We start from the raw sequence: 25,769 nt of genomic DNA, 5'->3' as shown, positions 1-25,769 counted from the left end.
GCGGACATGTAAAATCCACTTTCACCTGCTTTCCAAAGGCCGCAGCTGGTCTTCGACATAGGCCCGGTACTTCGGTAGCTGCTTGAGCAATTCTTCATGCCGGCCAGCTGCTTGAACTTGGCCTTGATCTAAGAAGTAGATTTTATCGGCATTGGCGATCGTCGACAGACGGTGGGCGATGATGATGACAATCTTTTCTTGGGCAATCCGGTCAACGGCCTGACTGACCTTGGCTTCTGACTCGGGGTCCAGGTTAGCCGTGGCTTCATCCAGGATCAGGCAAGGGGCATCCCGCAAGTAGGCCCGGGCAAGCTGCAGGCGCTGGCTTTGCCCCAAGGACAGCTTCCAGCCGCCCTCTCCTGTCCGGGTGTCCAAGTCCAGTTCCGGCCAAAGGTTGGCAACTTGCAGGGCCTGGATCATGTCCGACCGGCTGACGGATTTTTCCAAGCCAAAGAGCAAATTGTCGGCGACTGTACCGGCAAAAATATTGTTGTCCTGGGCAACCACGCTGAAGAGGTCCCGCCAGGCAGGCAAGCTGCAGCTTTTAGCTTCCAGGTCACCCAGCAGGATCTGCCCTTGATAGCCAGCTTCTAAGCGGGTCAAAAGGTTGATCAAGGTCGTCTTGCCGGCCCCAGATGGGCCAACTAAAGCTGTTTTCGCCCCTTCTTTAAAGTCCAGGGATAAGTCCCGTAAAACCGGGCTCTGGCTGCCTGGATAGGCAAAAGTCAGGTCGCGGACCTTGAGGTCAGCGGCTTTCTTAGGCAGCTCTTGGCCGGGATCAGCTTCATCCGCCTGGGCCAGGATTTCACTGATGGCTTTAAGGGAGCCCCGGGCTTCAGCGTAGCTCATGTAAAAGTTGCCCAAATTATTGATCGGGGAAATAATGCCGAACATGTACATGATAAATGAGCTCAGCATCCCCAAAGACAGGCTGCCATTAGCCAGGCGCTGGCTGCCGTAGAGCAGGATTAGGAGAAAGCCGGCCAGGGTCAAGACCGTCTGCAGGGGTCCAGTCACGCTGAAAACCGCGTCAGTTTTCCGGGACAGGGCAAACAAGTCCTGCAGGTCGCCGCGGAATTTTTGCAAAACGCCGGCTTGGGCATTGGTCAGTTTGATCAGCTTGATATTGGCCAGGTTTTCATCCAAATCAGCAGATACCCGGCTGAGCTTGGCCTGGTTTTGGTAGGCGAAGTGCTCATTGATTTTTCCTAAAGGAAAGGCGCTGCTGGCAATCAAGGCAAAAGTCAAAATGATCACCAAAGTCATTTTAACGTCCAGGCTGAACAAGATTCCCAGGCTGGCAACAACCGTCAAAAGGCTGACCAAGGCTGAAGGCAGAACGCTAACGGTAAAGTCCTTAACCACTGAGCTGTCGTTTAGGACGTGGCTGAGCAGGGAGCCGCGACTGTTTTCTTTATAGTAGTTCCAGGGCAGGCGGAGGAGTTTTTCCTGCAAAAGCAGGCGCAGATCTCTGATCCGCTCGTCTCCGGCCAGGCTGAGCAGGTACTGGCTGCCGGCTTCCAAGAGGCTGGAAATGAGCAGGCAGAAGCCGATCTGGCCCAGGCTGTTTGTCCAGGAAAGCATTTTTCCGCGATCGATCACTTGCTTTAGCAAGAGAGGAATTTTCAAGGACAGGGCCGTGGCCAGGCAGCTCAAGAGGATCGCCAGGACTTGCCGGCGGTCAAGGGAAAACAGGCGGATTTTTCCAGCTTTAATCATTGCTGTGGAAGCAGATGAAGCTGTATCTATGCTGTCTTCTGCGGTGCCGCTTGGCGCTTTTGCCGTCACGTTCCAGGATTTTTTCCATTTCCAAAATAAAATTGAACATTGTTTTTGCTCCTCATCTAATCAACTTACAAGGCAATTGTAGGCCAAGGAGCTGGCCGTAAACGAAAGCCGTCAAATTTGCCGCTTTTCGCGTCATTTTCGTCAGAAAACGGGCAAAAGAAAAAGAGCGAAGCTCACGGATGGAGTCTCGCTCTCTAGAGTTATATTCGCTTTTAGTAGTTGGTTACGGTTGCCTGGCCAACGCCGATGATCTTGAATTGGGCAGCTTGGCTGCTCTTCTTGCCAGCAACTGAGGCAACGACCTTGAAGTTCCCCTTCTTGCCCTTCAGTGACTTGGCTGAGAAGAAGACCTTTTGCTTGTCCTTGGTCAGCTTAGCCTTCTTGACCAGCTTGTTCTTGTAGTAGAAGTTCAAAGTAGTCTTCTTTTTGGCATCGGTCGTGAAGGTCAGCCCCTTCTTGGTCCGGTCAGCCTTGAGCAGGGTTGGCTTAGCGGCAGCGTAGCTGTCCTTGGCCAAAACGTAGGCCTTGGTTACGGCAGCCCCCTTGGCGTTCAAGCCAGTAAGAGTGAAGTCCTTGTAGCCGGTGAACTTGACGGTCGTCTTGAATTGGCCCTTCTTGCTTACCTTGACTGGCTTGAGTGCCTTGGCATTGTAGCTGACAGCCACCTTGCTTGCGCCCTTTGCCTTACCAGTGATCGTCAATGACTTGGTCTTGGCGCTATAGCTGGTCTTAACAGCAGTTACGGCTGGCGTGGTTGCCGCGTTTACATGACCGCTTTGGTCCAGGGTAAATGCCGGCAAAGCCAAAGCTACGACAGCAGCAGAAGTCAACAGTTTTCTCGTTTTCATAATTCCCCCTAAAAATCTGCTAACAGTTGTTTTCTTTTTGATTATAGCACTATAAGAAGTAAGCGGTTGAAATCTTTGCTTATCCGAGAAAAAGTTTGTTTTGTCAGCGTTTACCATTACGATGCAATCAAAAATATCGCCCTCTACTTAATATAAAAAGCAGCCCAGAACTAACGCAAGCGCTTCCCGAAAACGATATAATATTGGTAGAACAGTGTGTGTAATTTCGGAGGTTTTATCATGAAAAAGAAAGCTATGGTTATCGCCTCTGCCTACTTAGGCCTGCTGACCCTGGCTGCCTTCCCGCAGCCGGCAAGCGCGGCCAAGAAGAAAGGCACCATCAAGGTTACCAGCATGACTACAGTTAGGGACAAGAAGGGCAACAGTCTGGAAAAATACCGCGGAAAGAGCGCCAGCCTGCTTTTTGACGAGAAAGCCAAAACCGTCAACTACTACGGCATTCACTATGTCAAAGAAACTCACAAGAGAGTAAGAGCTTACTACTACATTGGCCATGGCGGCTATGTCCCGGCAGACTCTGTCATTTTGATCAACGGCAAGCCGGCAATTGCTTTAAACAGCAACAGCTACGTCTACAATTCAAAGCTGAAGCGGACCGGCAAGAAGTACAAGGTCTACCAGCCTTTGATCTACGCTGGAAAAGTTAAGTACAGCAGCAAAGAAGGCAAGAAGGACAAGTGGTCCTACTATAGCGGCAATACAAAGAAGCCGTATGCAATACCTAAGGTTTATAAGAAAAAGTACCTTAAAATTGGGAAAAACCGCTATATCAAAGCCGTTAACGTTTTCTCTATAAAAAGAGAAAAGTTGACCGTCAAGGGACCGATCACAGCTACGGTTAAAAAGAATATGTATTCCTTTGACTCCCGCTTATATGAAACCAACCATCTCTACAAGAAAGGTCAAAAGGTTAAGCTGGATAAGTGTATTAGTGCCGGCAGTGCCGATAATACCCTTTTCTACTATCGTGTTGCCAAGACCCATGAATACCTTCTTTGGGGTGATACGGATTATTGGGCTGAAACATACGAAGATAGTACCTTCTTCGATGACAGCAACCTGAAAATCAAGCAGCACATGGGTGCTGGCGACTTTTTACCAGGCAAGACCGAATATGCTGTAGCCAAAGACAGAAAAGCTAAGAAACTACAAACATACGATATGACCGGGACCGCCATCAAAGGCAAGAAGATTTTAAACTTATTTGTTCACGTGGATGGGCAAGCTTACCTGCTCAACCCGCAGACTAAGAAGATTGAGCTCTTCTACCACCTGCAAGACCAGCACCTGATCGGCGAGTTCTTCTGGTTTGAAACTCAAGCAGATGACGAAGATTTCAAGGCAACTGATCAATACAATGGCTTCTTAAAGGCCAGCGAATTTAAGAAAGCAAAGCTGCCGACTATCATTTCCAAGAAGGCGGCCAAGACAAGCGACCAGCCGGCCAGCGCAAGCCAGCTGGCAGCCTTGAAGAAGGAAATCGCCAAGGCTGAAGCCGTCCAGAAGAAGACGGTCTACAAGCTGTCATCTTCCTACCGCCGTGACTACCTGGACTACGCGCTCAGCAACGCGCAAAAGGCTCTTTCCGGCAATAAGGGTGAGGTAACTTTTGCCAAATGGCTCTTGGCCAACTCTGAGACTTACCTCAACGGGAAAAAGGCCCCAGTCACCAACATTAACAAGCTCAACAAGGCTGAGTACGAACGCGTGTGGAGAATCGTCTCGGATGCAACGCCAAATGGCTACATCCCGGCCGTTTACTACAAGCGGGCAGATGGCACTTGGCACAGAAGATACAGTTACACTTGGAACAACAAAACCTGCAAATTCGTTTATGTCAACAAGACGACCAAAGAAAAGAAATTCTTGAAGATCAGCGACTTCGCGAAGAACAGCAAGTAATAGTTTACAGATGAAAAGCAGTCAACTTTTTGAAAGCTGACTGCTTTTTTACTCGCTCATTTTTTCTTTAAGCCCGATATTTTGCCAGAATCAAGCGTAGCCACTTTAGTCAAGCTGCCCCTGTACTGATAAAGGCTGCCCTCGTCTGAAAGACCGGCATTGTATTTTAGAAAAGCATAGTAGTCATCGCCAAGCTTAAACAGGCTCAACATCGCGATAGCGTGCTTGCTCCTCTTGGCGATCAGCTTAGTTAGCTTGACCCAGTTTTCATCAGAAGAGACCTGTTTGTTTTTCCTCAGTACTTTCTCGTTTACCGTTAAGTAAATATTGTTTTTCTTGTTCGTATGCTCCACAAAAATTTGTGGAGCTACTTCAATAGGCTTAACAAACTGCTTGTTTTGGCTGGACCTGCTTTTTTCGACCTTCCCGTTATCATAGATGGTCGCGAAGCTAGTTCCAGAGCCATCGTCAGCCGTTATTCTAGCTTCCAAAATCGCGCTAGCGCTGTTGTCGACGTGCTTTAACAGCAACAATGTCCCAAGCAGCAGAACGACAATTAAGCCAGAAATAGCCAGTAGCCTTTTGTGAGATCGAATAAACTCCATAATATGCTCCCCCTACGCGTGGTGCTAGTTGAAGAAGTTGAGTCCATATCTCTGTAGGATGTAGCTGATATTGTAAGTTAGTACGATTATCTCGACGGTTTGTTGGAAACCGTCTGTACTTCTTGCAAGAATATTTTCAATTCCGTAGTACTTTAGTACAGAGAACACACTCTCGATCGTTCGGCGAATTGCCATTAGCTCTCTTTTGTTATGCTGCTTAGCACCTTTCATATTTTTCCGGTAAGGTGTCCACAGTATATAGCCGTTTATCTTGAGAGTATCGTGCAGCTGCTTGCCTATATAGCCTTCATCGCCTAAAATAAAGTGCCCTTCGGGATGGGTAGTGAGAATCAGCTCTTCTGCTTCTTTTGCATCGTGTATTGATGCTTGTGTGATTACATAGCCAAGAACATAACCGTCTTGAGCTACGGCAAAGTGGCCTTTAAAGCCGTAATAGTAAAACTGTTTGGTTGAGTTATAGCCAATGTTGGCAATTCCTTCAAACACTTTAGCTCTGCGGTTTCTGATTGGCTGACACAAAGGCATGGGTAGACTGTCAATGATCATGTACTGATCAGACAGATCGACTCTTGAGTTTAGTTCGTTGACGATCTGAACAGTGATGCCAAGAAGCGCTCTAGCTCTGCGATTGAAACGAGATCTGGAGAGCCCACAAAGTCCCCAACAGCGAGCAAATCTGCGCTGAGAAGATATACCTTCCTCAGCTTGCCAGACAAGTAATGCAATAATTTCGTAGTCTGGAACCTTTACCAGACTGGCATTGCGACGGTGAGTTAACCGAGATGGAGCGTACTTGTAATAAAGTTTCTTGCAGATTTTCGACAAAGTTCGAAATTCCACTTGCAAACGGTGACTATAACGTTTAATCTGTAGTTGGTTCAACATTGTAAGGACTCCTTTCTTTTTTCCAACTAGAGTCTACAATGTTGGACCTTTTTTGTTAAGAAATTGAAACTATATTTCAACTAGCACCACGCGTGCTCCCCCTATATTTTTTAACCGCTTTCAGTATATTTCTGGCAGATTTATTTGTCAACCATATATTTAACATCTATTTTATGAAAAGAACAGTATAAAATAGCCATGGTCAGTTTTTCATTCTAATTATGTAATAGCTTTCCTTAATCCATCTTTTCTGTATCCTGCTTCACTAGCTATGCAAACAAAAAGAGTGAAACTTTCCAACGAAGTTTCACTCTTTTCATCAATACCGTTTGTTATTTTTCTTCATACCATTCAGTGTGGTAAACGCCCTCGCGGTCGTTTCTGTAGTAAGTGTGCGCACCGAAGTAGTCTCTTTGTGCCTGAATCATGTTGGCCGGCAGGCTTGGGTTGAAGATTGATTCCAGGTAGTTCAGAGCCGCGCTGAAGCTTGGAGTTGGCACGCCAGCTTCTGCTGCCAGCTTAACAACCGCTCTCAAGGCTGGCAGGTTCTTTTCCATCACGCCCGCAAAGTATGGGTCTTGGAAAAGGTTGTCCAGTTGCTTGCCGTCAGCGTAAGCATCTTCAATATGATACAAGGTCTTGGCGTGGATGATGCATCCCGCTTCCCAGTTCTGCGCGATCGCCGGGTAGTTCAATTCCCAGTCGTAAGCCTTAGCCGCCATGGTCAACTGCTGGAAGCCTTGAGCGTAAGCCACGATCTGTGCCAGGTACATTGCCTTGCCCAAGTTGTCGATCAAGTCGCTGGCAACTTCGCCCTTGTAAACGACTTCCTTGCCTTCACGGGTCGTTGCCTTGGACATGAACCGAGCCAAAACGGCTTCAGCTACCACCGTAATTGGAGCGCCCAGCTTGATGGCGTCTTCCAGCATCCAGTTGCCAGTCCCCTTGTAGGAAGCAACGTTCAAGATGTGGTCGATCACGTCGTCGTCAGTCAAGTCATCCTTTTGCCGCAAAACTTGTGAAGCAATTTCAATCAAGTAGGCGTTCAAGTCCCCCTTGTTCCATTCGGCAAAAATATCTGCCATTTCCTTGTTGGACTTGTGGGCTACCTTGCGCATGATGTCGTAGACTTCAGAGATTTCCTGCATGATCGCGTATTCCATCCCGTTGTGGACCATCTTGACGTAGTGGCCCGCCCCTTCTGGCCCAATGTAGGACACGCAGGCACGGCCGTCTTCAGTCTTGGCGGCCATCGCGGTTAGGATTGGCGCAGCTTCTTCATAAGCTTCCTTGTCCCCGCCTGGCATCAAGGCCGGGCCGTTCAAGGCACCTTCTTCACCGCCGGACACGCCCATGCCGATAAAGTGCAGGCCGTGCTTCTTTAATTCGTGGTAGCGGCGGTTGGTGTCGTGGAAGTTGGAGTTCCCGCCGTCAATAATGATGTCGCCCTTGTCCAAAAGCGGGATCAGCTTCTGAATGGTTTGGTCAACCGGGTCACCAGCCATGATCTGCACCAGAATCTTGCGGGGCTTTTCCAAAGAATCAACGAATTCTTCCCAAGTGTAGCAAGGCTTCAGCTTGTCGTCCTCGTACTTGGCCAAAGCATCGACTTCCGGCTTGTCGATGGAGAAGCCGGAGACTGAAAAGCCATGATTTCTAACATTGAGGGCTAAGTTCTTGCCCATGACCGATAAACCGATCACACCAAATTGTTGCATTTATTTACCTCCTAGTATGTCTGCCTCTTTTATTATACTTGCAAGCAAGAAAAAAGCGAAACCAAAAGGTTTCGCTTTCTTCTTTATTTATATTTCTCTTAGTGAGAAGCACCTGAAGTAGTGTCTGGTGCGTTTTCAGGAACTGAAGCACTTGAAGTTGCTTGAACTTGCAAAGCGTCAGCCTTGTCTTCTGAGTGGCCGGAAGCACCTGAAGCCGCGTCGATTTCCAAACCAAACTTTTCAGCAAAGTATGAGAATGGGTGCAGAGCTTCTGCGTGGTAGTACTTCACGAATTCTGGGTCGTCCAGAGTGTTAAGTTCAGTTGAGTAAGCCATGTGCTTAGTGTACTTAACGTCGATGAAGGCTGGGCCGTCCATCTTCTTCCATTCTTCTACAGCTGCTTGGAATTCAGCCTTGTCGTGAACAGTGAAGGCCTTCATGTTCATACCTTCAGCAACCTTTGCCCAGTCGTTGTCTGGCAGGATAACACCTGACAGAGGTTGGTTTGATTCGTCACGTTGTTCTGCTTCGATGTAGCCCAAAGTTTCGTTAGTGAAGACAACAGTCAATACGTGCATGTTGTAGCGAGCCAAAGTCAGCAGTTCTTCACTCATCATAGCGAAGCCACCGTCACCGGCCAAGTGCCATACTTCACGGTCTGGGTAAGCAGTTGCGGCTGCAACAGCAGCTGGAGCGCCGTAGCCCATAGTTGCGTGCAAACCGGAAGTAGTCCAGCGTTGCTTGCCGTTCATGTTCAACAGACGTACGTGGTCCATGTTGACGTTACCAACGTCAATAGCGAAGACAGCGTTGTCTGCGGCTTCCTTGTTGATGACGTCCCAGATTGGTTCTTGGCGTACGCGGCCTTCGTCCTTCAAGTGGTCGTCAGCAAATGAAGCAGTCCATGCGTCCCATTCTTCACGGTCAGCCAAAGCAGCCTTGTAAAGTGGTGATTCTTCACGGGCTTCACCAGCGTCGATCAAAGCACGCAAGCTCTTCTTGGCGTCTGCCAGGATTGATACGTCAACTGAGTGACGCTTGCCTTGCTTTTCTGGGTCAACGTCGATTTGGATAACCTTGGCGTTCTTAGGGAACCACAATACTGAGAATGGTGAGTTGTTACCAACCCAAACAACCAGGTCAGTGTGGCCTTGAACTTCGTTAGGAGCCTTAGCGCCGATACGGCCGATCGTGCCAAGGTATGGCTTGAAGCTGTCTTCAACGATACCCTTGCCCAGGTATGAGGACATCATTGGCATCTTGAACTTGTCAGAGAATTCCTTCAATTCGTCAGCAGCGCCTGAAGCACCCAAACCGAAGTAAACAACTGGGTTCTTAGCTTCCTTGATCAACTTAGTTGCGGCTTCAATTGATTCAGCAGTTGGAGCAGCGTAGTTGTCAGCAACGTGGTTGCTTGCGGAAACGCGGTAGTTGTCTTCGATTTCTTGCCAACCGAAGTCCTTAGGAATTACCAAAACAGCTGGACCCTTCTTTGCGTATGCTTGACGGATAGCAGTGTCCATCAAAACTGGCAAAGCTTCCTTGGTCTTGGCTTGGTGTACCCAAACGGCAACGTCACGGAACCATGGCATTTCGTCAAAGGCTTGGAAGAAGTTGATGTCTTGACGAGGAGTTGGAACGTTGGCTACCAGGGCAACCATTGGGGTCTTGTCGTACTTAGCGTCGTACAAGCCGTTCATCAAGTGGATGGCACCAGGGCCGGCTGAACCCATGCAGACACCAAGCTTGCCAGTAAGCTTGTATTCTGCTGAGGCAGCCAAGGCACCGGCTTCTTCGTGACGAACTTCGATGAACTTGATCTTGTCTTGCATTTCGTAGATCGCGTTCATGGTTGAGTCAAAAGAACCACCTGGGAAACCGTAAAGGTGGTCAATGCCCCACTTGTACATAACATCTAAAACGGCGTTTGCGCCCTTAATTTTTGCCATAAGTGAATCTCCTTAAAAATTATTACTTACAGCCCTTTATTAAACCACATTTTTTCACTTTTGCAAGTGCTATCAAAACCTACTATAGCAAGGATTAGCCGCTTTTTAAGCTAGTTAATTCACAAACTTGCTTTTTCCGGATAAAAAGTTTGTGCTATCTTCCCTTTCTTTTTTGTGAAAAAGTAGCTAACTTACGGAGAATATTTTTAGGTAAAGTTTTTATTAATTTTTAAAAAAGTATAAAGGCAGTCGATTATTTCAAGTAAAAAAGCGGTCAAGCCCCTAGGGACTTGACCGCTTGACTACATGAACGTGATAAAATAATTCATTCCGCAAAAAGCAATAATAATGATCACTGCTCCGGCGATGCCGATGTTCCGCGCTGTCCGCCGGTAACCAGCTCTAGCAGCGATGGTCATGATTACGGCTGCAGCGACAATGAAGTTAACAATTATTGTAAAGAACTTAAACTTCCCACTTTTGCAAGTGGGAAGTTTAAGTAACAATGTATTTTTTAGAAGTAGGCGTCATGGAGGATAATCCTCCGTAGCTAATTAATAGATATACTACAGAGATCATACCAGAATTTAGCAACATTTTAAAAATATCAGTATGACGCTACACTAGTTTATAACCTGACTGCCCACTCCTGTATTCCAGTATTTATATAATGATATTGACACGTTCCTGCTCGCGTATTATTATACATATTATAAATAAGTTGTGTTATGAGGTAAAACTATGAAACTAAAAAATATCCTGATTTCTTGTCTAATTGCTCTCGTTCTTGCAACTGCTACTTCTGAAAGTATAACTAGTACTACAGAAATAGCCTTAGCTAAGAGTGAAAAAATTGAGCAGTACAGTTTTTCGAAAAAAGAGGAAAATGTATGCTAAATAAAATGGGTATGGGTGAACTTAAAAATCTAGCAAAAGTAATATTTAAACCTTTAACAGTTAAGTATTTAAAATCACACGCCTGGAAAAAGGCCTCTTCTATAATGGTACGCACAATAACTAAATATGCATCTAAGAAAGTAGCAAGCTTTGCCGTTAAGCGTCTTGCAAAACTTGCTATGCCTGGAATTGGTTGGGGATCTGTAGCTCTTTGGGGCGCCGAATGTGGTTGGGATGAATTTCATTAAAAAGTTAGTCAGTTGGCTTGGTGGATTAGTCTTGATCATTATATTTGGTCTAGTCTTAATCACCCTCTACAATGCCTATTACTGCTTCGGTCCCATGATTTTTGGTGAGCACCTCGCTAGTGCCAGCAGCCAATTCTGGTTTGCAGAGTTGCTGCTTGGCGGTGGCTACACCGTAGTCGTTTTGCTTATCGCTATCGGAACTAAGCTCACTAGAAAGAACAAAAACAATTGAGAATTACTCTCATTTTTTATCCACTCAAAAAAGCCATATGCATCCCCCCACAGCAAAAAAAGGCGAACCCCACCGGGTTCGCCTTTTAACTTACTTCTGAACCTTGGCGTATTTTCCGTTTTGCACGTAGACGCTCAAGATGGCCAAATCGGCCGGGTTGACCCCGGAGATTCTTTCCGCCTGGGCCAGGGTTTCCGGCCGGATCTTGGCGAACTTCTCCCGGGCTTCCGTAGCCAGGCCCTCGATCTGGTCATAGTCGATGTCCTTCGGGATCTTCTTGGCTTCCTGCCGGCGCAGGCGGGCCACTTGAATCTCCTGCTTCTTGATGTAGCCGGCATACTTGATGTCGATTTCCACCTGTTCCTTGACATAGCGGTCCCCGGCCAGTTTCTGCCCGGTCAGGCGCTCAACGTCTTCAACCGTCACCTTTGGCCGTCTGAGGAAGACATCTGCCTTGACCCCGCCGTTTAAGCCAGTTTCGCCTAAACCAGCCAGGTATTCGTTGACGGCAATGGTCGGGTGGACGGTGATCTCGCCCAGCCGGTCCAGGTCTTCCTGGATCAGTTCCTTCTTGGCCAAAAATTCAGCATAGCGATCATCGTCAATCAAGCCCAGGTCATGCCCCTTTTCCGTCAAGCGGAGGTCGGCATTGTCGTGACGGAGGAGCAGGCGGTATTCAGCCCGGCTGGTCAAGAGCCGGTAAGGTTCTTCCGTCCCCTTGGTTACCAGGTCATCGATCAAAACCCCGATGTAGGCTTCATCGCGCCCCAGGGTAAAGGCTGGCTTGCCTTCCGCGCTCAAGGCCGCGTTAATCCCGGCAATCAAGCCCTGGCCAGCGGCTTCTTCATAGCCGGAAGTCCCGTTCATCTGCCCGGCCGTATACAGGTGCTTGATCCGCTTGGTTTCTAAAGTGTGGGTCAACTGCCATGGGTCGACCACGTCGTATTCAATGGCGTAGCCCGGCCGCATCATTTCAACCTTTTCCAGGCCGGCGACCGTGTGCAGCATTTCCAGCTGGATTTCTTCCGGCATGGAGGTTGAAAAGTCCCCGACATAGATTTCTTCCGTCTTCCGCCCTTCCGGTTCCAGGAAGATCTGGTGCCGGTCCTTGTCAGCGAAACGGACGACCTTGGTTTCAATTGACGGGCAGTAGCGCGGCCCTACCCCGACGATGTCACCGGAGAACATCGGTGACCGGTCCAGGTTTTCATTGATGATTTCATGGGTCTTCGGGTTGGTGTAGGTCATCCAGCAGGAAGTCTGGTCAGTCAGGTAGTCTTCATCCTTGCTGGTAAAGGAGAAGTGGCGGGGTTCCTTGTCACCCGGCTCTTCTTCGGTCTTGGAGTAGTCGATGGTGTGCTTGTTGACCCGCGGCGGCGTCCCGGTCTTAAAGCGGCGCAGCTTGAAGCCCAGTCTCTCCAGGCTTTCTGACAGCTTGATGGCTGGAATCGTGTTGTTGGGGCCGGATGAGTAGTTCAGTTCCCCGATAAAAATCCGCCCTCTGGCCGCGGTCCCTGTCGTCAAGACCACGCTCTTGGCCCGGTAGCGGGCCCCGGTGTTGGTCACCACGCCCCGGCATTCCCCGTCTTCAACGATCAAGTCGTCAACGACCGCCTGGCGCAGGGTCAAATTAGGGGTGTTTTCGATGGTCCGCTTCATCTCTTCGTGGTAGTCCCACTTGTCAGCTTGGGCTCTTAATGCCCGGACAGCCGGCCCCTTGCCCGTGTTCAGCATCCGCATCTGGATGTAGGTCTTGTCGATGTTTTTGCCCATCTCCCCGCCTAAAGCGTCGATTTCTCTGACCACGGTCCCCTTGGCCGGGCCGCCGACTGACGGGTTGCAGGGCATAAAGGCCACCATGTCCAGGCCGATGGTCAAAAGCAGGGTCTTCTCCCCCATCCGGGCACTGGCCAGGGCTGCTTCGCAGCCCGCGTGGCCGGCGCCGACCACGATTACGTCATATTCGTTTGAAACATAAGTCTTCATCTTTTTCGTCTTCCTTGCCTTCCTCGCTATTTCCCTAAGCAGAACTGACTGAAGAGGTCATTGATCAATTCATCTGGCGCGCTATCTCCGGTGATTTCGCCCAGGCTTTCCCAGGCTCCGGTAAAGTCGATCTGGACCAGGTCGACCGGCATCCCGTCTTCAATCCCGCTGGCCACGTCGGCCAATTGCTGCTTGGCCTTGGCCAAAAGGCCCGCCTGCCGCTGGTTGGTCACCAGAACCTGGTCGTTGGAGTTTTCGATCCCCTTGAAGAACAGCTTCTTGATCAAGGCTTCCAATTCGTCCAGGTTTTCCTTCATCATGATCGAGGTGCTGATCACTTCACTGCCGCTTTCTTCAGCGATCTCAGACGCGGCCAGCTTCTGACCCAGGTCCGTTTTATTCAGCACGATGATCCGCTTTTTGCCATTTGTCAGATCCAAAAGCTGCCGGTCTTCTTCCGTTAATTCCTGGCTGCCGTCCAGCAAAAGCAGGATCAGGTCCGCCTGGGCAATGGCCTTCTTCGACCGCTCAACCCCGATTTTTTCCACCTGGTCCTCGGTATGGTGAATCCCGGCCGTGTCGATCAACTCCAGCGGCACCCCCTTGACGGACACGAACTCTTCCAGGGTGTCCCGGGTGGTTCCGGCCACATCCGTCACGATCGCCTTGTCGCTTTGGGTCAAGTAGTTCAAAAGAGAGGACTTGCCCACGTTAGGCCGGCCGACAATCGCCGTCTTCAAGCCGTTTCTGAGAATCTGCCCCTCCTGGGCCGTTTCCAAGAGGCGATCAATCTTGCCGCTAACATCTTCCGCGCAAGCCAGCATCTTTTGCGCCGTCACTTCTTCTTCATCGTATTCCGGGTAGTCGATATTGACCTCGACATTGGCCAAAACGTCCAGGATTTCCTGGCGCAGGGCCCGGATTTCCGTCAAGAGGCCGCCGGAGAGCTGCTTGACCGCCACCTGCCGGGCCTTGTCAGTCTTGGCCCGGATGATGTCCATCACGCTTTCAGCCTGGGTCAGGTCGATCCGGCCATTGACGAAGGCCCGCTTGGTAAATTCGCCCGGGTCAGCCATTCTGGCCCCATTGGCCAAGAGCAGCTGCAGGATGTCGTTAGTGACCACGATCCCCCCGTGGCAGTTGATTTCCACGATGTCTTCCTTGGTAAAAGTCTTCGGCGCCAGCATGACGGAGGCCATGACCTCGTCAATCACCTGCCCAGTCGCCGGATCCACGATGTGGCCGTAGTTGATCGTGTGGCTGGGAACTTTTTCCAAGTCCTTGCCCTTAAACAAGCGGTTGACAATGGCGACCGCATCTTCCCCGGAGACGCGGACGATGGAGATCCCGCCTTCTCCCAGCGGCGTTGAGATCGCCGCGATCGTATCAAATTCAGTTAAACGTTGAACCATCTCGTTACCTCGTTTTTTTCCAATAAAAAAAGCGCAATTTCCACCATGAAAAATGATGGATAAAGCACTTTCACTACTTTATCTAAAAAACTTTAGATGAATATTCAATTATTTCCGCTTGATCCGCTTGTAAGCCCGCCGCATCTTGCGCTGGCGCTCGCGTTCAGCTTCTTCCTTGGCTTCCTGTTCCCTGCGGTACTTGAATGGGTTCTGCAGGACCAGGGTCTGGCCAACCTGGAAGAGGTTGGAGATCACCCAGTAAAGGGAGATCGCGGACTGGAAGACGATGGCCCAGATCCCGACCATGATCGCCATGGCATAGCTCATGACCTTGGTCATCGTGGTCTGGGAAGACTTAGGCACCGACAGAGTCGCGATATATGAGGACAGGAAGGTAAATACCGCTGCCAAAACCGGCAGGATGTAGTATGGGTCTGGCTTGCCCAGGTCCATCCACAAGAATTTACCGTTCTGCAGCTCTGGCGTCCGCCAGATGGCCTGGTACAGGGCCCACATAACCGGCAGTTGGATGACCATCGGCAGGCAGCCGGCGTAAGGATTGACGCCCGCTTCCTTGTAAAGCTTCTGCGTTTCTTCATTCAGCTTGTTCCGGGTCTCCAGGTCCTTGCTGGAGTACTTCTCTTGCAGGGCCTTCAGTTCCGGCTGGATCTCCTGCATCTTTCTGGTGCTGTTGATCTGCACCGCGTTCAAAGGCAGGAGGATCACCCGGATGATAACCGTAAAGATGATGATGGCCCAGCCGTAGCTGCCCCCGCAGACTTTGGCAATCCAAAGCACGAACTGGGAGAGGTAGTAAACTACCCAGGCATCCCACCAGTTGCTGGAATTATGGGAGATCGGCGTTGGCTTCTGGGTGGTCTGCGAAGCGCAGCCGCTCAGAACAAGGGCAAAAACCGTCACCAGTGCCAGAGCGGCCAGAAGGCGCTTGGTACTCTTCTTCGATAAAATGTCCTTCACTATTTTTCCTCTTTATTTGGCTCTTCTTCAATGACGTGGGCCAGGTTCAGCGCGTGAAGCAGGTTTTCCCGCGTCTTTTCCCAATCAAAATCGCGAGCGTAGGGTCTGGCAATCACCAAGAAGTCCAGGTCCGGCTTAATCCGATCCCGGTTCTCGGTCAGCACCGCCCTGATGTAGCGCTTAAGACGGTTGCGCACGACGGCCGTGTGACCGACCTTCTTGCCGACAGAGATGCCGACGCGAAAATGCTTATTCTGCTTTCTAGGCAGGACATAGATCACAAAAGCCCGGTTGGCAACTGATTCGCCATTTTCAAAGACGGTCTGAAAATCCTGTTCAGATTTAACTCGATATGACTTTCTCAAAGCTCTTTACACTCTTGCAAATTAAAAAAACCACTGGGATTCAGTGGCTTAAGCAGATAATACTTTTCTACCCTTTGCACGGCGTCTAGCCAATACCTTACGGCCGTTGCTTGTAGCCATACGCTTCATGAAGCCGTGAACGCGTGAACGGTGACGCTTCTTAGGTTGGTAAGTTCTCTTAGTTGACATATATTTGCACCTCCATTTTTTAGTGCTACGTGCACAATTTCTTATCTAGAATAGCACGGAAATCAAAAAAAACCAAGCTTTTTCTTGCAAACTTGCCCGATTTTTTCCTTAGACTGCCTGAAGCTAATCCCCCGCCTGTGGACAGAAAGCAGACCGCGAAAAAATTTTTTTCCCGGCAATCAACAGGCTTTTTTGCAGACTTATCCACAGTCCACACCCTGTCAAAAACTTTTTCAACACCCTGTGGATATGTCTGGTCAAAAGTGGGCTCTCCTTTTGCCACTCTAAGAAAAGTTGTCCACAGGACTTATCCACTTTTGGCCGATTTTGATAAAATTATCAGCAGAGTTCACAGTCATCTTTTTATTTCTTGTCCACAGCCTGTGGATTCTGGATTTCTTTCTTCCACCTGTGGAAAACCTGGTCAGTAAATGCTAAAATAATTTTGCTAAAAAATTTTTTGGAGGGAATGTTTTTTGTTCGATTTAGAAAAATTCTGGGATAGCTTCAACGCTGAAATGCGGTCCGAATTTAACGAAGTATCCTATAATGCCTGGTTCAAAAACACCAAGCCCGTCTCCTTCAACAAGGACACCCATGAATTGGTAATCTCCGTCCAAACCCCCGTGGCAAAGGGGTATTGGGAGCAAAACATCTCCGCTAACCTGATCCAGTCGGCTTATGCCTACGCGGGAATCGACATCTACCCGGTTTTCGTCGTTAAGAACGGCCCGGCAGCCAGCAGCGAAAGAATGCTGGAGCCCCAGCCGCAGGCCAAGCCCGAGAAAGCCCGGCCGCAGGGCCGGGAATTCACCAAGGACCTGCGCTTAAACGAGAAGTACACCTTCGAAAACTTCATTCAAGGCGAGGGCAACAAACTGGCTGCCGGGGCCGCTTTGGCGGTTGCCGACAACCCGGGGACCTTCTACAACCCCTTGTTCATCTTCGGGGGCGTGGGCCTTGGTAAAACCCACTTGATGCAGGCGATCGGCCACCAGATGCTGGCGGAAAGACCAGATGCCAAGGTTGTCTACATTCAAAGTGAGACTTTTGTCAACGACTTCATCAATTCCATCAAGAACAAGACCCAGGACAAGTTCCGGGAGAAATACCGGACTGCTGACCTGCTCTTGGTCGACGACATCCAGTTCTTCGCCAAGAAGGAAGGGATTCAGGAAGAATTCTTCCATACTTTTGAGACTCTCTATAATGATCAAAAGCAGATCGTCATGACCAGTGACCGGCTGCCAACGGAAATTCCCGACCTGTCCGAGCGGCTGGTCTCGCGTTTTGCCTGGGGACTGCAGGTTGAAATCACCCCGCCAGACCTGGAAACCCGGATCGCCATCCTGCGCAAGAAGGCTGAATCCGAAGGCCTGGAGATCGATGAAAGCACCCTGGACTACGTGGCCAGTCAGGTCGATACTAATATCCGGGAGCTGGAAGGGGCCCTGGTCAAAGTCCAGGCCCAGGCCACCATTCAAAAGCAGGACATCAACATTGGCTTAGCCCGGTCGGCTTTAGCTGACCTCAAGCTGGTCCAGAAGAGCAGGGGACTGCAGATTTCCAAGATCCAGGAAGTCGTGGCCAACTACTTCCAGACCTCAGTGCCGGACCTTAAAGGAAAGAAGCGGGTAAGGCAGATCGTCATCCCACGCCAGATTGCCATGTACCTGTCCCGCGAGCTCACCGACGCCAGCCTGCCGAAAATCGGCCAGGAATTCGGGGGTAAGGACCACACGACCGTGATGCATGCCTGCGACAAAATCGCCCGGCAGATCAAAACGGACACTGAAATCAAGTCCGCTGTTTCCGACCTGCGGCAGATGCTGGAAAGATAGGTCCGTTGATAACTTGTGGACAAGTCCTTGATTTATCCACAACTTTTCAACTGGCAAAAGTCCGAATTACCGGGCTTCCGGTTAGTTATCAACAGAATTCACAGGACCTACTACTACAACTATCTATATAATAAATAATTAAATAAAGAGAGCAGCAAACTAACCAAGGAGGATCAGATGAAATTTACTGTACAGCGCAATCTTTTTATCAATGACTTGAATTCCGTTTTAAAGGCAGTTTCCTCAAGAGCCCAGATTCCAATTTTGAGTGGGATCAAGCTGGACTTGACCGAAACTGAATTGATCATGACAGGCAGCAATGCCGATATTTCCATTGAATTGAACCAGCCGGTTTCTGATGACCTGCGGGTTGAATCAACCGGCTCTATTGTCGTGACCGCCCACCTGTTCAGCGAAATTGTCCGCAAGTTGCCGGGCAGGGAATTTACTTTCGAAGTCAAGGAAGGCAACCAGATCCAGATCACCTCTGACAAGGCTGACTACACCATCAACGGCCTGGATGCCAGCGCCTACCCGCGCCTGCCGGAAATTGCCGGAACTTCCTTCAGTCTGCCGTCCAAGACCCTGCGGGAATTGATCACCCAGACTGTTTTCGCCGTATCTACCGAAGAAAGCCGGCCAACTCTGACCGGGGTCAACTTCAGCTTCAAGAACGGGCAGATCAAGGCCGTGGCTACTGACTCCCACCGCCTGTCCCAAAGAATCGTCGACGTTGAAGCCGGCCCAAGCGAAGACCTGTCCCTGATCATCCCGGGCAAGAACCTGCAGGAACTGGCTCAGATCATCGGCGACGCTGACCAGGACATCAAGGTTTACCTGGGCGACAGCCAGATCCGCTTTGAATTTGAAAACCTGTCCTTCTACACCCGCCTTTTGGAAGGAGCCTACCCGGACGTTGACCGACTTTTGCCAACTGAATCAACGACCAGCGTCCAGTTCAGAGTTTCTGACTTGATGCAGACTTTGAGCCGGGCCAGCCTCTTGACGCACGCCAACCGGACCAACGCTGTCCAAATGACGCTGAACGTGGCCGACCAAACCGTCCTGGTTTCCGGTAATTCACCAGAAGTAGGGAAGATTGAAGAAGAAGTCGGCTTCAGCAGCCTAACTGGCCGGGACTTGACCATTTCCTTCAACCCGGACTACATGGCCGCTGCCCTGCGGGCCTCAGTAACTGACTCGGTCATCATCAACTTCACGGAAAGCCTGCGGCCATTCACGGTCGTGCCAAATGACCAGTCAATCGAATTCGTCCAGCTGATCACTCCAATCCGAACTTTCTAAAACAGACTGCCAATAATTTACAAAAGCCACTCTCCGGAGTGGCTTTTTTTCGACCATTTTTTCATACAAGCGTTTTTTACGGCTTTTAGCCCAGAATACTTGCTTTATGTACCACGATACTAAATAGGCAAATGAGCGCTCAGAGGCCCTAAAAATGGCCTTCTTGATTGAGTTTCCTTGGAAAAAAGACTATAATTTATAAGTGGAATACTAGTTTTAGTTTTACATTGTTGAAGGTGAAGACTATCGAAACTTTTGCGATTAATGGTGAATTCATCACCCTCGGTCAATTTTTGAAAGATGAGTGTATCGTTTCCTCGGGCGGGCAGGCCAAGTGGTACCTCAAGGACAATCCAGCCCAAGTCAACGGGGAAGAAGACGACCGCCGGGGCAGGAAGCTCTATCCTGGTGACCGCTTGACCATTGCCGGCAAGGAATACGAGCTGGTTCAGGGGCTTTAATGTACCTGGGCCGGTTTAAGCAGAGCGGTTTCCGCAACCTGGCTCCCCTTGACCTGGAATTTGACCCGCACGTGAACGTTTTTTTGGGTGAAAATGCCCAGGGCAAGACCAACCTGCTGGAAGCAATCTACTTTCTGGCCCTCAGCCGGTCCCACCGGACCAGCAATGACCGGGAGATGATTGCATTCGGCCAGGACTTTGCCAGCCTGGCTGGCCGGGTCCACAAGCGCCAGCTGGACCTTGACCTGCGCATCGTCATCAGCAAGAAGGGCAAGAGCGCCTGGGTCAACCGGGTCGAGCAGGCCCGGCTGTCCAAGTATGTGGGCCACCTTAACGCCATCCTCTTTTCTCCGGAAGACCTGGAACTGGTGAAGGGGGCCCCTTCTTTGCGCCGGCGCTTCATGGACCTGGAATTCGGCCAGATCAACCCGGAATATCTCTATTTCGCCAGCCAGTACCGGCAGCTGCTCCAGCAGAGAAACAACTATCTCAAGCAGCTGGCTCGCCGGCAGGCCAGTGACCAGGTTCTGCTCGGGGTTTTGACTGAGCAGGTGGCCACCGCGGCCAGTGAATTGATCTGGCGGCGCTACCGCTATTTGGCTGACCTCAACCGCTACGCGGCCGAGGCCTACCGGGCCATCAGCGGGCAAAGAGAAGAGCTGCGGGTCCTTTACCGGCCTTCAGCCAAGGAGATTACGGATGAAGACCAGCCGGCCCAGATCAAGCAGAAGCTGCTGGACCGCTTTGCGGAGATTGCTGACGATGAGCTCAGACGGGCCACGACCCAGCTGGGTCCCCACCGCGACGACCTGGAATTCCAGCTGGACGGCAAGAATGCCCACCTGTTTGCCTCTCAGGGCCAGCAGCGGACCATTGCCCTCAGCCTGAAACTGGCGGAAATCCAGCTGATCAAGCAGCTGACGGGAGAAGAGCCGATCCTGCTTTTGGACGACGTGATGAGCGAACTGGACCAGAACCGCCAGGCAGCCCTGCTCAATTTCATCCATGGTCAAACCCAGACTTTTATTACGACAACCGATCTGGATGGTATTTCCCAGGAAATAGTCAAACAGCCGCGAATTTTTTACATCCATTCCGGCCAAATTATAGAAAAAGAGGAAGGATTAAATGGCAGACGAAGATAACAAATTGAAGAAGGCCAAGCAGTTTGAAAAAGAAGCTGACAAGTACAATGCCAGCCAGATTCAAGTCCTTGGCGGCCTGGAAGCCGTACGCAAGCGTCCGGGGATGTACATTGGCTCAACCAGCTCCCAAGGCTTGCACCACCTGGTCTGGGAAATCATCGACAACGGGATCGACGAAGCCCTGGCGGGCTTTGCGACCAAGATCGAAGTCACCGTCAACGAAGACAACAGCGTGACTGTTCAAGACGACGGGCGGGGGATCCCGGTCGACATCGAAAAGAAGACCGGCCGGCCAGCCGTTGAAACCGTTTATACGGTTCTGCACGCCGGTGGTAAGTTCGGCGGTGGCGGATACAAGGTTTCCGGTGGTCTGCACGGGGTCGGGGCTTCTGTTGTCAACGCCCTGTCCACCAAGCTGAACGTGACGGTTATGCGGGACGGCAAGAAGTACCACATTGCCTTTGACCACGGCCGGGTCGTTGAAGAGCTGAAGGAAGTCGGGACCGTGCCTTTGACTGAACACGGGACCATCGTCCACTTCTGGCCGGACCCGAACATCTTCACGGAAACCACGGTTTTTGACGACAAGATCTTGAAGAACCGGATCCGGGAACTGGCCTTCTTGAACAAGGGGCTGAAGCTGACCTTCACTGACAAGCGCAAGGATACGGCGGAAACCGACGTCTACCACTTCGAAGGCGGGATCAAGGAATACGTCTCCTTCCTCAACCGGGGCCAGGAGGTGCTTTTTGACGAGCCAATCTACGTGGAAGGCAAGTACGAGGGCATTGATGTTGAAGTCTCCCTGCAGTACACGACCGGCTACAAGACGACTTTGATGACTTTTGCCAACAACATCCACACCTATGAAGGCGGGATGCACGAGGCGGGCTTCAAGACAGCCTTGACCCGGGTGGTCAACGACTACGCCCACAAGGCCAAGATCTTGAAGGAAAATGACGACAACCTGTCTGGGGAAGACATCCGGGAAGGGATGACGGTCGTAATCTCCGTCAAGCACCCGAACCCGCAGTTTGAAGGGCAGACCAAGACCAAGCTGGGCAACTCCGACGCCAGAACCGCCGTTGACCGGGCCTTCTCTGAAACCTTCTCCACTTTCTTGATGGAAAACCCGCAGGTAGCCCGCAAGATCGTGGAAAAGGGGCAATTGGCCGAAAGAGCCAGAGTTGCCGCTAAGCGCGCCCGGGAAGTTACCCGGAAGAAGTCCGGCCTGGAAATCGCCAACCTGCCAGGCAAATTGGCCGACAACACTTCAAATGACCCGAACATCTCCGAACTCTTCATCGTCGAAGGTGACTCCGCCGGTGGCAGCGCCAAGCAAGGGCGGAGCCGGCTGACCCAGGCCATTCTGCCAATCCGGGGGAAGATCTTGAACGTGGAAAAGGCCTCAATGGACCGGATCCTGGCCAACCAGGAAATCCGGACCTTGTTTACGGCCCTGGGGACTGGCTTTGGGGCAGACTTTGACGTCTCCAAGGCCCGCTACCACAAGCTGATCATCATGACTGACGCCGATGTCGACGGGGCCCACATCCGGACTCTGCTCTTGACCCTCTTCTACCGCTACATGCGGCCGATGATCGACAAGGGCTACGTTTACATCGCCCGTCCGCCTCTGTACCAAGTGCGCCAGGGCAAGCTGATCAAGTACCTGGACACTGACGAAGAACTCCACGACTACCTTGGGTCATTGCAGCCAAGCCCGAAGCCAATCGTGCAGCGCTACAAGGGGCTGGGGGAAATGGACGCTGAACAATTGTGGGAGACGACCATGGACCCAGAAAACCGCCGCCTGGACCGGGTAGATCCGGAATACGCCAAGGACGCGGATGAAGTCTTTGAAATGCTGATGGGCAACGAAGTTGGCCCGCGGCGGAAGTTCATCGAAGACAATGCCCAATATGTTGAAAACTTGGATGCTTAATGGGAGGTAGGAATGGATAACGAAAATCAAGGACAAGACCGGCGGATCAGAAATGTCGATCTGACGCAAACGATGCGGAGCTCCTTTTTGGACTACGCCATGTCCGTCATCGTGGCGCGTGCCCTGCCGGACGTCCGCGACGGCTTGAAGCCGGTCCAGCGACGGATCCTGTACGGGATGAATGAGCTGGGCGTGACTCCAGACAAGCCTTACAAGAAGAGTGCCAGAATCGTCGGGGACGTCATGGGTAAGTACCACCCGCACGGCGACTCCTCCATTTACCTGGCCATGGCTCACATGGCCCAGGACTTCGCCTACCGCTACATGCTGGTAGACGGGCACGGCAACTTCGGTTCCGTCGACGGTGACCGGCCGGCCGCCATGCGTTACACCGAAGCCAGAATGAGCAAGATTGCCGTGGAAATGCTCCGCGACATCAACAAGAACACGGTTGACTGGCAGAGAAACTACGACGACACGGAAAACGAACCGACCGTCCTGCCAGCCAGAATTCCTAACCTTCTGGTCAACGGTTCCAGCGGTATCGCGGTTGGGATGACCACCAACATTCCGCCGCACAACCTGTCTGAAGTCATTTCCGGCATTCACATGCTGATGAAGAACCCGGACGTGACGACCAAGGAACTGATGAAGGCCATCCCAGGGCCGGACTTCCCAACCGGTGGGATCTTGATGGGCCGGGGCGGGGTCCTGCACGCTTATGAAACTGGCAAGGGCAATATCGTCGTCCGGGCCAAGACCGAAATCGAAACGGAAAAGAGCGGGCGGGAAAGAATCATCGTCAGCGAGATTCCTTACCTGGTCAACAAGGCTGAATTGGTTCAGAAGATTGCTGAACTGGCCCGCGACAAGGTGATCGACGGCATTACCGGGGTCCGGGATGAATCCGACCAGAGCGGGATGCGGATCACGATTGACGTGCGCCGGGATGCCAGCGCCAGCGTGGTTTTGAACAACCTCTTCAAGGAAACCCAGATGCAGTCCAACTTCGCCATGAACATGGTGGCGATCGTGGACGGGGCACCGAAGTTCCTGACCCTGAAGCAGATGCTGCAGTACTACCTGGCCCACCAGGAAGACGTCATCACCCGCCGGACCAAGTTCGACTTGGAAAAGGCTGAAGCCAGAGCCCACATCCTGGAAGGTTTGCGGGTAGCGCTGGATCATATCGACGAAATCGTCAGCCTGATCCGGAACTCTGAATCAAGCGACATCGCCAAGGCGGGCTTGATCAGCCGCTTTGACCTGGACGACCGCCAAGCCCAGGCTATCCTGGACATGCGTCTGGTCCGCCTGACTGGTTTGGAAAGAGACAAGGTCGAAGGCGAATACCAGGAGCTTTTGGTCAAGATTGCTGACTACAAGGACATTCTGGCCAAGCCGGAAAGAATCGACCAGATCATCTACGACGAGCTGCTGGATATCCAGAAGCGCTTTGGCGACAAGCGCCGGACCCAGATCACGGCCAGCGAAGTGGTCACGATCGAAGACGAAGACTTGATCGAAGAACAAGACGTCCTTTTGACCTTGACCCACCAGGGCTATGTCAAGCGGATGCTGATCGACGACTTCAAGACCCAGAACCGCGGCGGCAAGGGGATCAAGGGGATGGGCGTCCAAAAGGGCGACTTCATCGAGCACCTGCTCTACTCAAGCACCCACGACTACCTCTTCTTCTACACCAACAAGGGCAAGGTCTACATGAAGAAGGCCTACGAAATCCCGGAATATGGCAGAAGCGCCAAGGGCCTGCCAATCGTCAACCTCCTGCAGCTGGAGAAGGGCGAGCACATCCAGACCGTGGTCAGCGTGCCGCAAGGGCATGACGACGACTACGCCTTCTTCATCACCAAGCTGGGGACGGTCAAGCGGACCAAGATCAAGGAATTTGAAAACATCCGGACCAACGGTCTGATTGCCTTGACCTTGAAGGACGGCGACGAACTGTCCAACGTTCTGACTACTGACGGCCAGCAGAACATCTTGATTGCCACCCACCAGGGCTACGCCGTGACCTTCAATGAAGGCGACGTCCGGGCCATGGGCAGAAGCGCGGCCGGCGTCCGGGGGATCAACCTCCGCGAAGGCGACTACGTGGTTGGTTCCGGGATCTTAAAGCCGGAAGATGAAGTTCTGACCATCTCTGAAAAGGGCTACGGCAAGCGGACCGCGGCCAGCGAATACCCGGTCAAGGGCCGGGGCGGCAAGGGGATCCAGACCGCCAAGATCGGCGAAAAGAACGGTCCTCTGGCTGGCGTGGCCGTGGTTGACGGGCAAAGCGACATCATGCTGATCACCACTGACGGGATCATGATCCGCTTCAAGACCAGCGATGTCTCCCAGACTGGCCGGTCAACTATGGGCGTTCGCCTGATCAAGGTAGCTGACGGCAATGCCGTGGCAAGCATGGCAGTCGTACCGGCTGAAGACGAAGACGAAGCTGAAAGCGAGCCGGAAACGGAAGCCTAAGAAGCAAAAACAAAAAAGTAAGATAAAATAAAAAATTACCAGCATTTTTGGCGTAATAGTTAGTGGGAAGAAAATCCCGGATCACGTGTAAAAAATGTTTGGTAATTTTTTTATTTTGTGCTAAAATTAGGCATTGCGAGTAATTAGATCAATTACTCCTTGTTCTTGATTTTAGCAAGAACCATTTAGTCCAAAAGGAGGTGCAATAGTCTATGACAACCAAGTACGAAATTACTTACATCATCAAGCCAGACGTTGACGATGAAGCAAAGAAGGCCATTATTGACAAGTACACTAAGGTGATTGCTGACAATGGTGGTGAAATGGTTGAAGCTAAGGACTGGGGCAAGCGTCGTTTCGCATACGAAATCGAAAAGTATCGTGAAGGTAGTTACTACATCATGACCTTCACTGCTGATGACGCTGCTGCTGTCAACGAATTTGCCCGTTTGAGCAAGATCGACGACTCAGTTCTGCGTTCAATGACTGTCAAGTTAGACAAGTAATTGTAGTTTTCCGTAATACAGGAATAGGAAGG

At 51.0% G+C, this 25,769-nt stretch carries 21 protein-coding genes; 10 read left to right on the top strand and 11 right to left on the bottom strand.

Annotated elements, in window-relative coordinates; translation table 11 throughout:
- Positions 1–21: 21 nt before the first annotated feature.
- Together ACYVUV_RS10965 and ACYVUV_RS10960 are read right to left on the bottom strand one after the other, a co-directional pair.
- A complete protein-coding gene (locus ACYVUV_RS10965; RefSeq protein WP_439774831.1) occupies positions 22–1,719 on the bottom strand; it encodes an ABC transporter ATP-binding protein in 1,698 nt (565 codons plus the stop codon).
- Between the two features lie 281 nt (positions 1,720–2,000).
- Complete coding sequence (locus ACYVUV_RS10960) at positions 2,001–2,636, bottom strand: zinc metalloproteinase (RefSeq protein ID WP_439774832.1); 636 nt, start codon at positions 2,634–2,636, stop codon at positions 2,001–2,003.
- A 240-nt stretch (positions 2,637–2,876) separates the two neighbouring features.
- On the opposite strand from ACYVUV_RS10960, the gene ACYVUV_RS10955 reads away from it, so the two are divergent.
- Positions 2,877–4,559, top strand: coding sequence for a hypothetical protein (locus ACYVUV_RS10955; RefSeq protein ID WP_439774833.1), 1,683 nt, complete (start codon positions 2,877–2,879; stop codon positions 4,557–4,559).
- 56 nt (positions 4,560–4,615) lie between these two features.
- On the opposite strand, the gene ACYVUV_RS10950 is transcribed toward ACYVUV_RS10955, so the two are convergent.
- From ACYVUV_RS10950 to spxB, 4 genes are all read right to left on the bottom strand, one after another.
- Positions 4,616–5,164 (bottom strand): hypothetical protein, encoded by a 549-nt coding sequence (locus ACYVUV_RS10950; protein ID WP_439774834.1) that lies wholly within the window; start codon positions 5,162–5,164, stop codon positions 4,616–4,618.
- Between the two features lie 24 nt (positions 5,165–5,188).
- Positions 5,189–6,067, bottom strand: a complete 879-nt coding sequence (locus ACYVUV_RS10945; RefSeq protein ID WP_484499368.1) for an IS982 family transposase — start codon at positions 6,065–6,067, stop codon at positions 5,189–5,191.
- 335 nt (positions 6,068–6,402) lie between these two features.
- Positions 6,403–7,788, bottom strand: coding sequence for an NADP-dependent phosphogluconate dehydrogenase (gene gndA / locus ACYVUV_RS10940; RefSeq protein ID WP_439775695.1), 1,386 nt, complete (start codon positions 7,786–7,788; stop codon positions 6,403–6,405).
- 98 nt (positions 7,789–7,886) lie between these two features.
- On the bottom strand, positions 7,887–9,737 hold the full coding sequence (gene spxB / locus ACYVUV_RS10935; protein ID WP_484499356.1) for a pyruvate oxidase: 1,851 nt from the start codon (positions 9,735–9,737) through the stop codon (positions 7,887–7,889).
- 890 nt (positions 9,738–10,627) lie between these two features.
- Here spxB and ACYVUV_RS10930 point away from each other — a divergent pair.
- Together ACYVUV_RS10930 and ACYVUV_RS10925 are read left to right on the top strand one after the other, a co-directional pair.
- The gene (locus ACYVUV_RS10930; RefSeq protein ID WP_439775008.1) at positions 10,628–10,882 is read left to right on the top strand and encodes a hypothetical protein; all 255 of its coding nucleotides are present in this window, start codon (positions 10,628–10,630) and stop codon (positions 10,880–10,882) included.
- Positions 10,869–11,114, top strand: coding sequence for a hypothetical protein (locus ACYVUV_RS10925; RefSeq protein ID WP_373868171.1), 246 nt, complete (start codon positions 10,869–10,871; stop codon positions 11,112–11,114). The genes ACYVUV_RS10930 and ACYVUV_RS10925 overlap by 14 nt, the downstream gene beginning before the upstream one ends.
- Before the next feature lie 90 nt (positions 11,115–11,204).
- On the opposite strand, the gene mnmG is transcribed toward ACYVUV_RS10925, so the two are convergent.
- From mnmG to rpmH, 5 genes are all read right to left on the bottom strand, one after another.
- Complete coding sequence (mnmG, locus tag ACYVUV_RS10920) at positions 11,205–13,100, bottom strand: tRNA uridine-5-carboxymethylaminomethyl(34) synthesis enzyme MnmG (RefSeq protein WP_439775009.1); 1,896 nt, start codon at positions 13,098–13,100, stop codon at positions 11,205–11,207.
- 26 nt (positions 13,101–13,126) lie between these two features.
- A complete protein-coding gene (gene mnmE / locus ACYVUV_RS10915) occupies positions 13,127–14,512 on the bottom strand; it encodes a tRNA uridine-5-carboxymethylaminomethyl(34) synthesis GTPase MnmE (protein ID WP_439775010.1) in 1,386 nt (461 codons plus the stop codon).
- 108 nt (positions 14,513–14,620) lie between these two features.
- Positions 14,621–15,490, bottom strand: a complete 870-nt coding sequence (locus tag ACYVUV_RS10910; RefSeq protein ID WP_439775011.1) for a membrane protein insertase YidC — start codon at positions 15,488–15,490, stop codon at positions 14,621–14,623.
- Positions 15,490–15,855 carry a ribonuclease P protein component gene (gene rnpA / locus ACYVUV_RS10905; RefSeq protein ID WP_439775012.1) on the bottom strand — a complete coding sequence of 122 codons (366 nt, stop codon included), beginning with the start codon at positions 15,853–15,855 and terminating at the stop codon, positions 15,490–15,492. Before rnpA ends, ACYVUV_RS10910 begins: the two co-directional genes overlap by 1 nt.
- A gap of 48 nt (positions 15,856–15,903) precedes the next feature.
- Positions 15,904–16,044: a 50S ribosomal protein L34 gene (gene rpmH, locus ACYVUV_RS10900; protein ID WP_008459582.1), complete on the bottom strand. Its 141-nt coding sequence runs from the start codon at positions 16,042–16,044 to the stop codon at positions 15,904–15,906.
- Positions 16,045–16,520: 476 nt separating this feature from the next.
- Between rpmH and dnaA the strand changes: the two genes are divergently transcribed.
- The 7 genes from dnaA (at position 16,521) to rpsF (ending at position 25,737) form a co-directional block, all read left to right on the top strand.
- Positions 16,521–17,885, top strand: a complete 1,365-nt coding sequence (gene dnaA / locus ACYVUV_RS10895) for a chromosomal replication initiator protein DnaA (protein WP_439775013.1) — start codon at positions 16,521–16,523, stop codon at positions 17,883–17,885.
- Positions 17,886–18,062: 177 nt separating this feature from the next.
- Positions 18,063–19,190, top strand: a complete 1,128-nt coding sequence (gene dnaN, locus ACYVUV_RS10890) for a DNA polymerase III subunit beta (protein WP_439775014.1) — start codon at positions 18,063–18,065, stop codon at positions 19,188–19,190.
- A gap of 230 nt (positions 19,191–19,420) precedes the next feature.
- Positions 19,421–19,651, top strand: a complete 231-nt coding sequence (gene yaaA, locus ACYVUV_RS10885; protein ID WP_439775015.1) for a S4 domain-containing protein YaaA — start codon at positions 19,421–19,423, stop codon at positions 19,649–19,651.
- Positions 19,651–20,796, top strand: a complete 1,146-nt coding sequence (recF, locus tag ACYVUV_RS10880) for a DNA replication/repair protein RecF (RefSeq protein WP_484499355.1) — start codon at positions 19,651–19,653, stop codon at positions 20,794–20,796. Before yaaA ends, recF begins: the two co-directional genes overlap by 1 nt.
- On the top strand, positions 20,780–22,741 hold the full coding sequence (gyrB, locus tag ACYVUV_RS10875) for a DNA topoisomerase (ATP-hydrolyzing) subunit B (protein WP_484499354.1): 1,962 nt from the start codon (positions 20,780–20,782) through the stop codon (positions 22,739–22,741). Before recF ends, gyrB begins: the two co-directional genes overlap by 17 nt.
- 12 nt (positions 22,742–22,753) lie before the next feature.
- Positions 22,754–25,231, top strand: a complete 2,478-nt coding sequence (gene gyrA / locus ACYVUV_RS10870; RefSeq protein WP_484499353.1) for a DNA gyrase subunit A — start codon at positions 22,754–22,756, stop codon at positions 25,229–25,231.
- A 212-nt stretch (positions 25,232–25,443) separates the two neighbouring features.
- Positions 25,444–25,737 (top strand): 30S ribosomal protein S6, encoded by a 294-nt coding sequence (gene rpsF / locus ACYVUV_RS10865; protein ID WP_412136694.1) that lies wholly within the window; start codon positions 25,444–25,446, stop codon positions 25,735–25,737.
- Positions 25,738–25,769: the final 32 nt, after the last annotated feature.

This window comes from Lactobacillus sp. WILCCON 0149 (assembly GCF_057197965.1).
Note: the sequence above shows the minus strand (reverse complement) of the source record. Positions and strands in the feature narration are given on the sequence as shown.

Coding starts and splice junctions, on each gene's coding strand:
- ACYVUV_RS10965 (WP_439774831.1), bottom strand. CDS start 1,719: ATGATTAAAGCTGGAAAAATCCGCCTGTTTTCCCTTGACCGCCGGCAA.
- ACYVUV_RS10960 (WP_439774832.1), bottom strand. CDS start 2,636: ATGAAAACGAGAAAACTGTTGACTTCTGCTGCTGTCGTAGCTTTGGCT.
- ACYVUV_RS10955 (WP_439774833.1), top strand. CDS start 2,877: ATGAAAAAGAAAGCTATGGTTATCGCCTCTGCCTACTTAGGCCTGCTG.
- ACYVUV_RS10950 (WP_439774834.1), bottom strand. CDS start 5,164: ATGGAGTTTATTCGATCTCACAAAAGGCTACTGGCTATTTCTGGCTTA.
- gndA (WP_439775695.1), bottom strand. CDS start 7,788: ATGCAACAATTTGGTGTGATCGGTTTATCGGTCATGGGCAAGAACTTA.
- spxB (WP_484499356.1), bottom strand. CDS start 9,737: ATGGCAAAAATTAAGGGCGCAAACGCCGTTTTAGATGTTATGTACAAG.
- ACYVUV_RS10930 (WP_439775008.1), top strand. CDS start 10,628: ATGCTAAATAAAATGGGTATGGGTGAACTTAAAAATCTAGCAAAAGTA.
- ACYVUV_RS10925 (WP_373868171.1), top strand. CDS start 10,869: ATGAATTTCATTAAAAAGTTAGTCAGTTGGCTTGGTGGATTAGTCTTG.
- mnmG (WP_439775009.1), bottom strand. CDS start 13,100: ATGAAGACTTATGTTTCAAACGAATATGACGTAATCGTGGTCGGCGCC.
- mnmE (WP_439775010.1), bottom strand. CDS start 14,512: ATGGTTCAACGTTTAACTGAATTTGATACGATCGCGGCGATCTCAACG.
- rpmH (WP_008459582.1), bottom strand. CDS start 16,044: ATGTCAACTAAGAGAACTTACCAACCTAAGAAGCGTCACCGTTCACGC.
- dnaN (WP_439775014.1), top strand. CDS start 18,063: ATGAAATTTACTGTACAGCGCAATCTTTTTATCAATGACTTGAATTCC.
- recF (WP_484499355.1), top strand. CDS start 19,651: ATGTACCTGGGCCGGTTTAAGCAGAGCGGTTTCCGCAACCTGGCTCCC.
- gyrB (WP_484499354.1), top strand. CDS start 20,780: ATGGCAGACGAAGATAACAAATTGAAGAAGGCCAAGCAGTTTGAAAAA.
- gyrA (WP_484499353.1), top strand. CDS start 22,754: ATGGATAACGAAAATCAAGGACAAGACCGGCGGATCAGAAATGTCGAT.
- rpsF (WP_412136694.1), top strand. CDS start 25,444: ATGACAACCAAGTACGAAATTACTTACATCATCAAGCCAGACGTTGAC.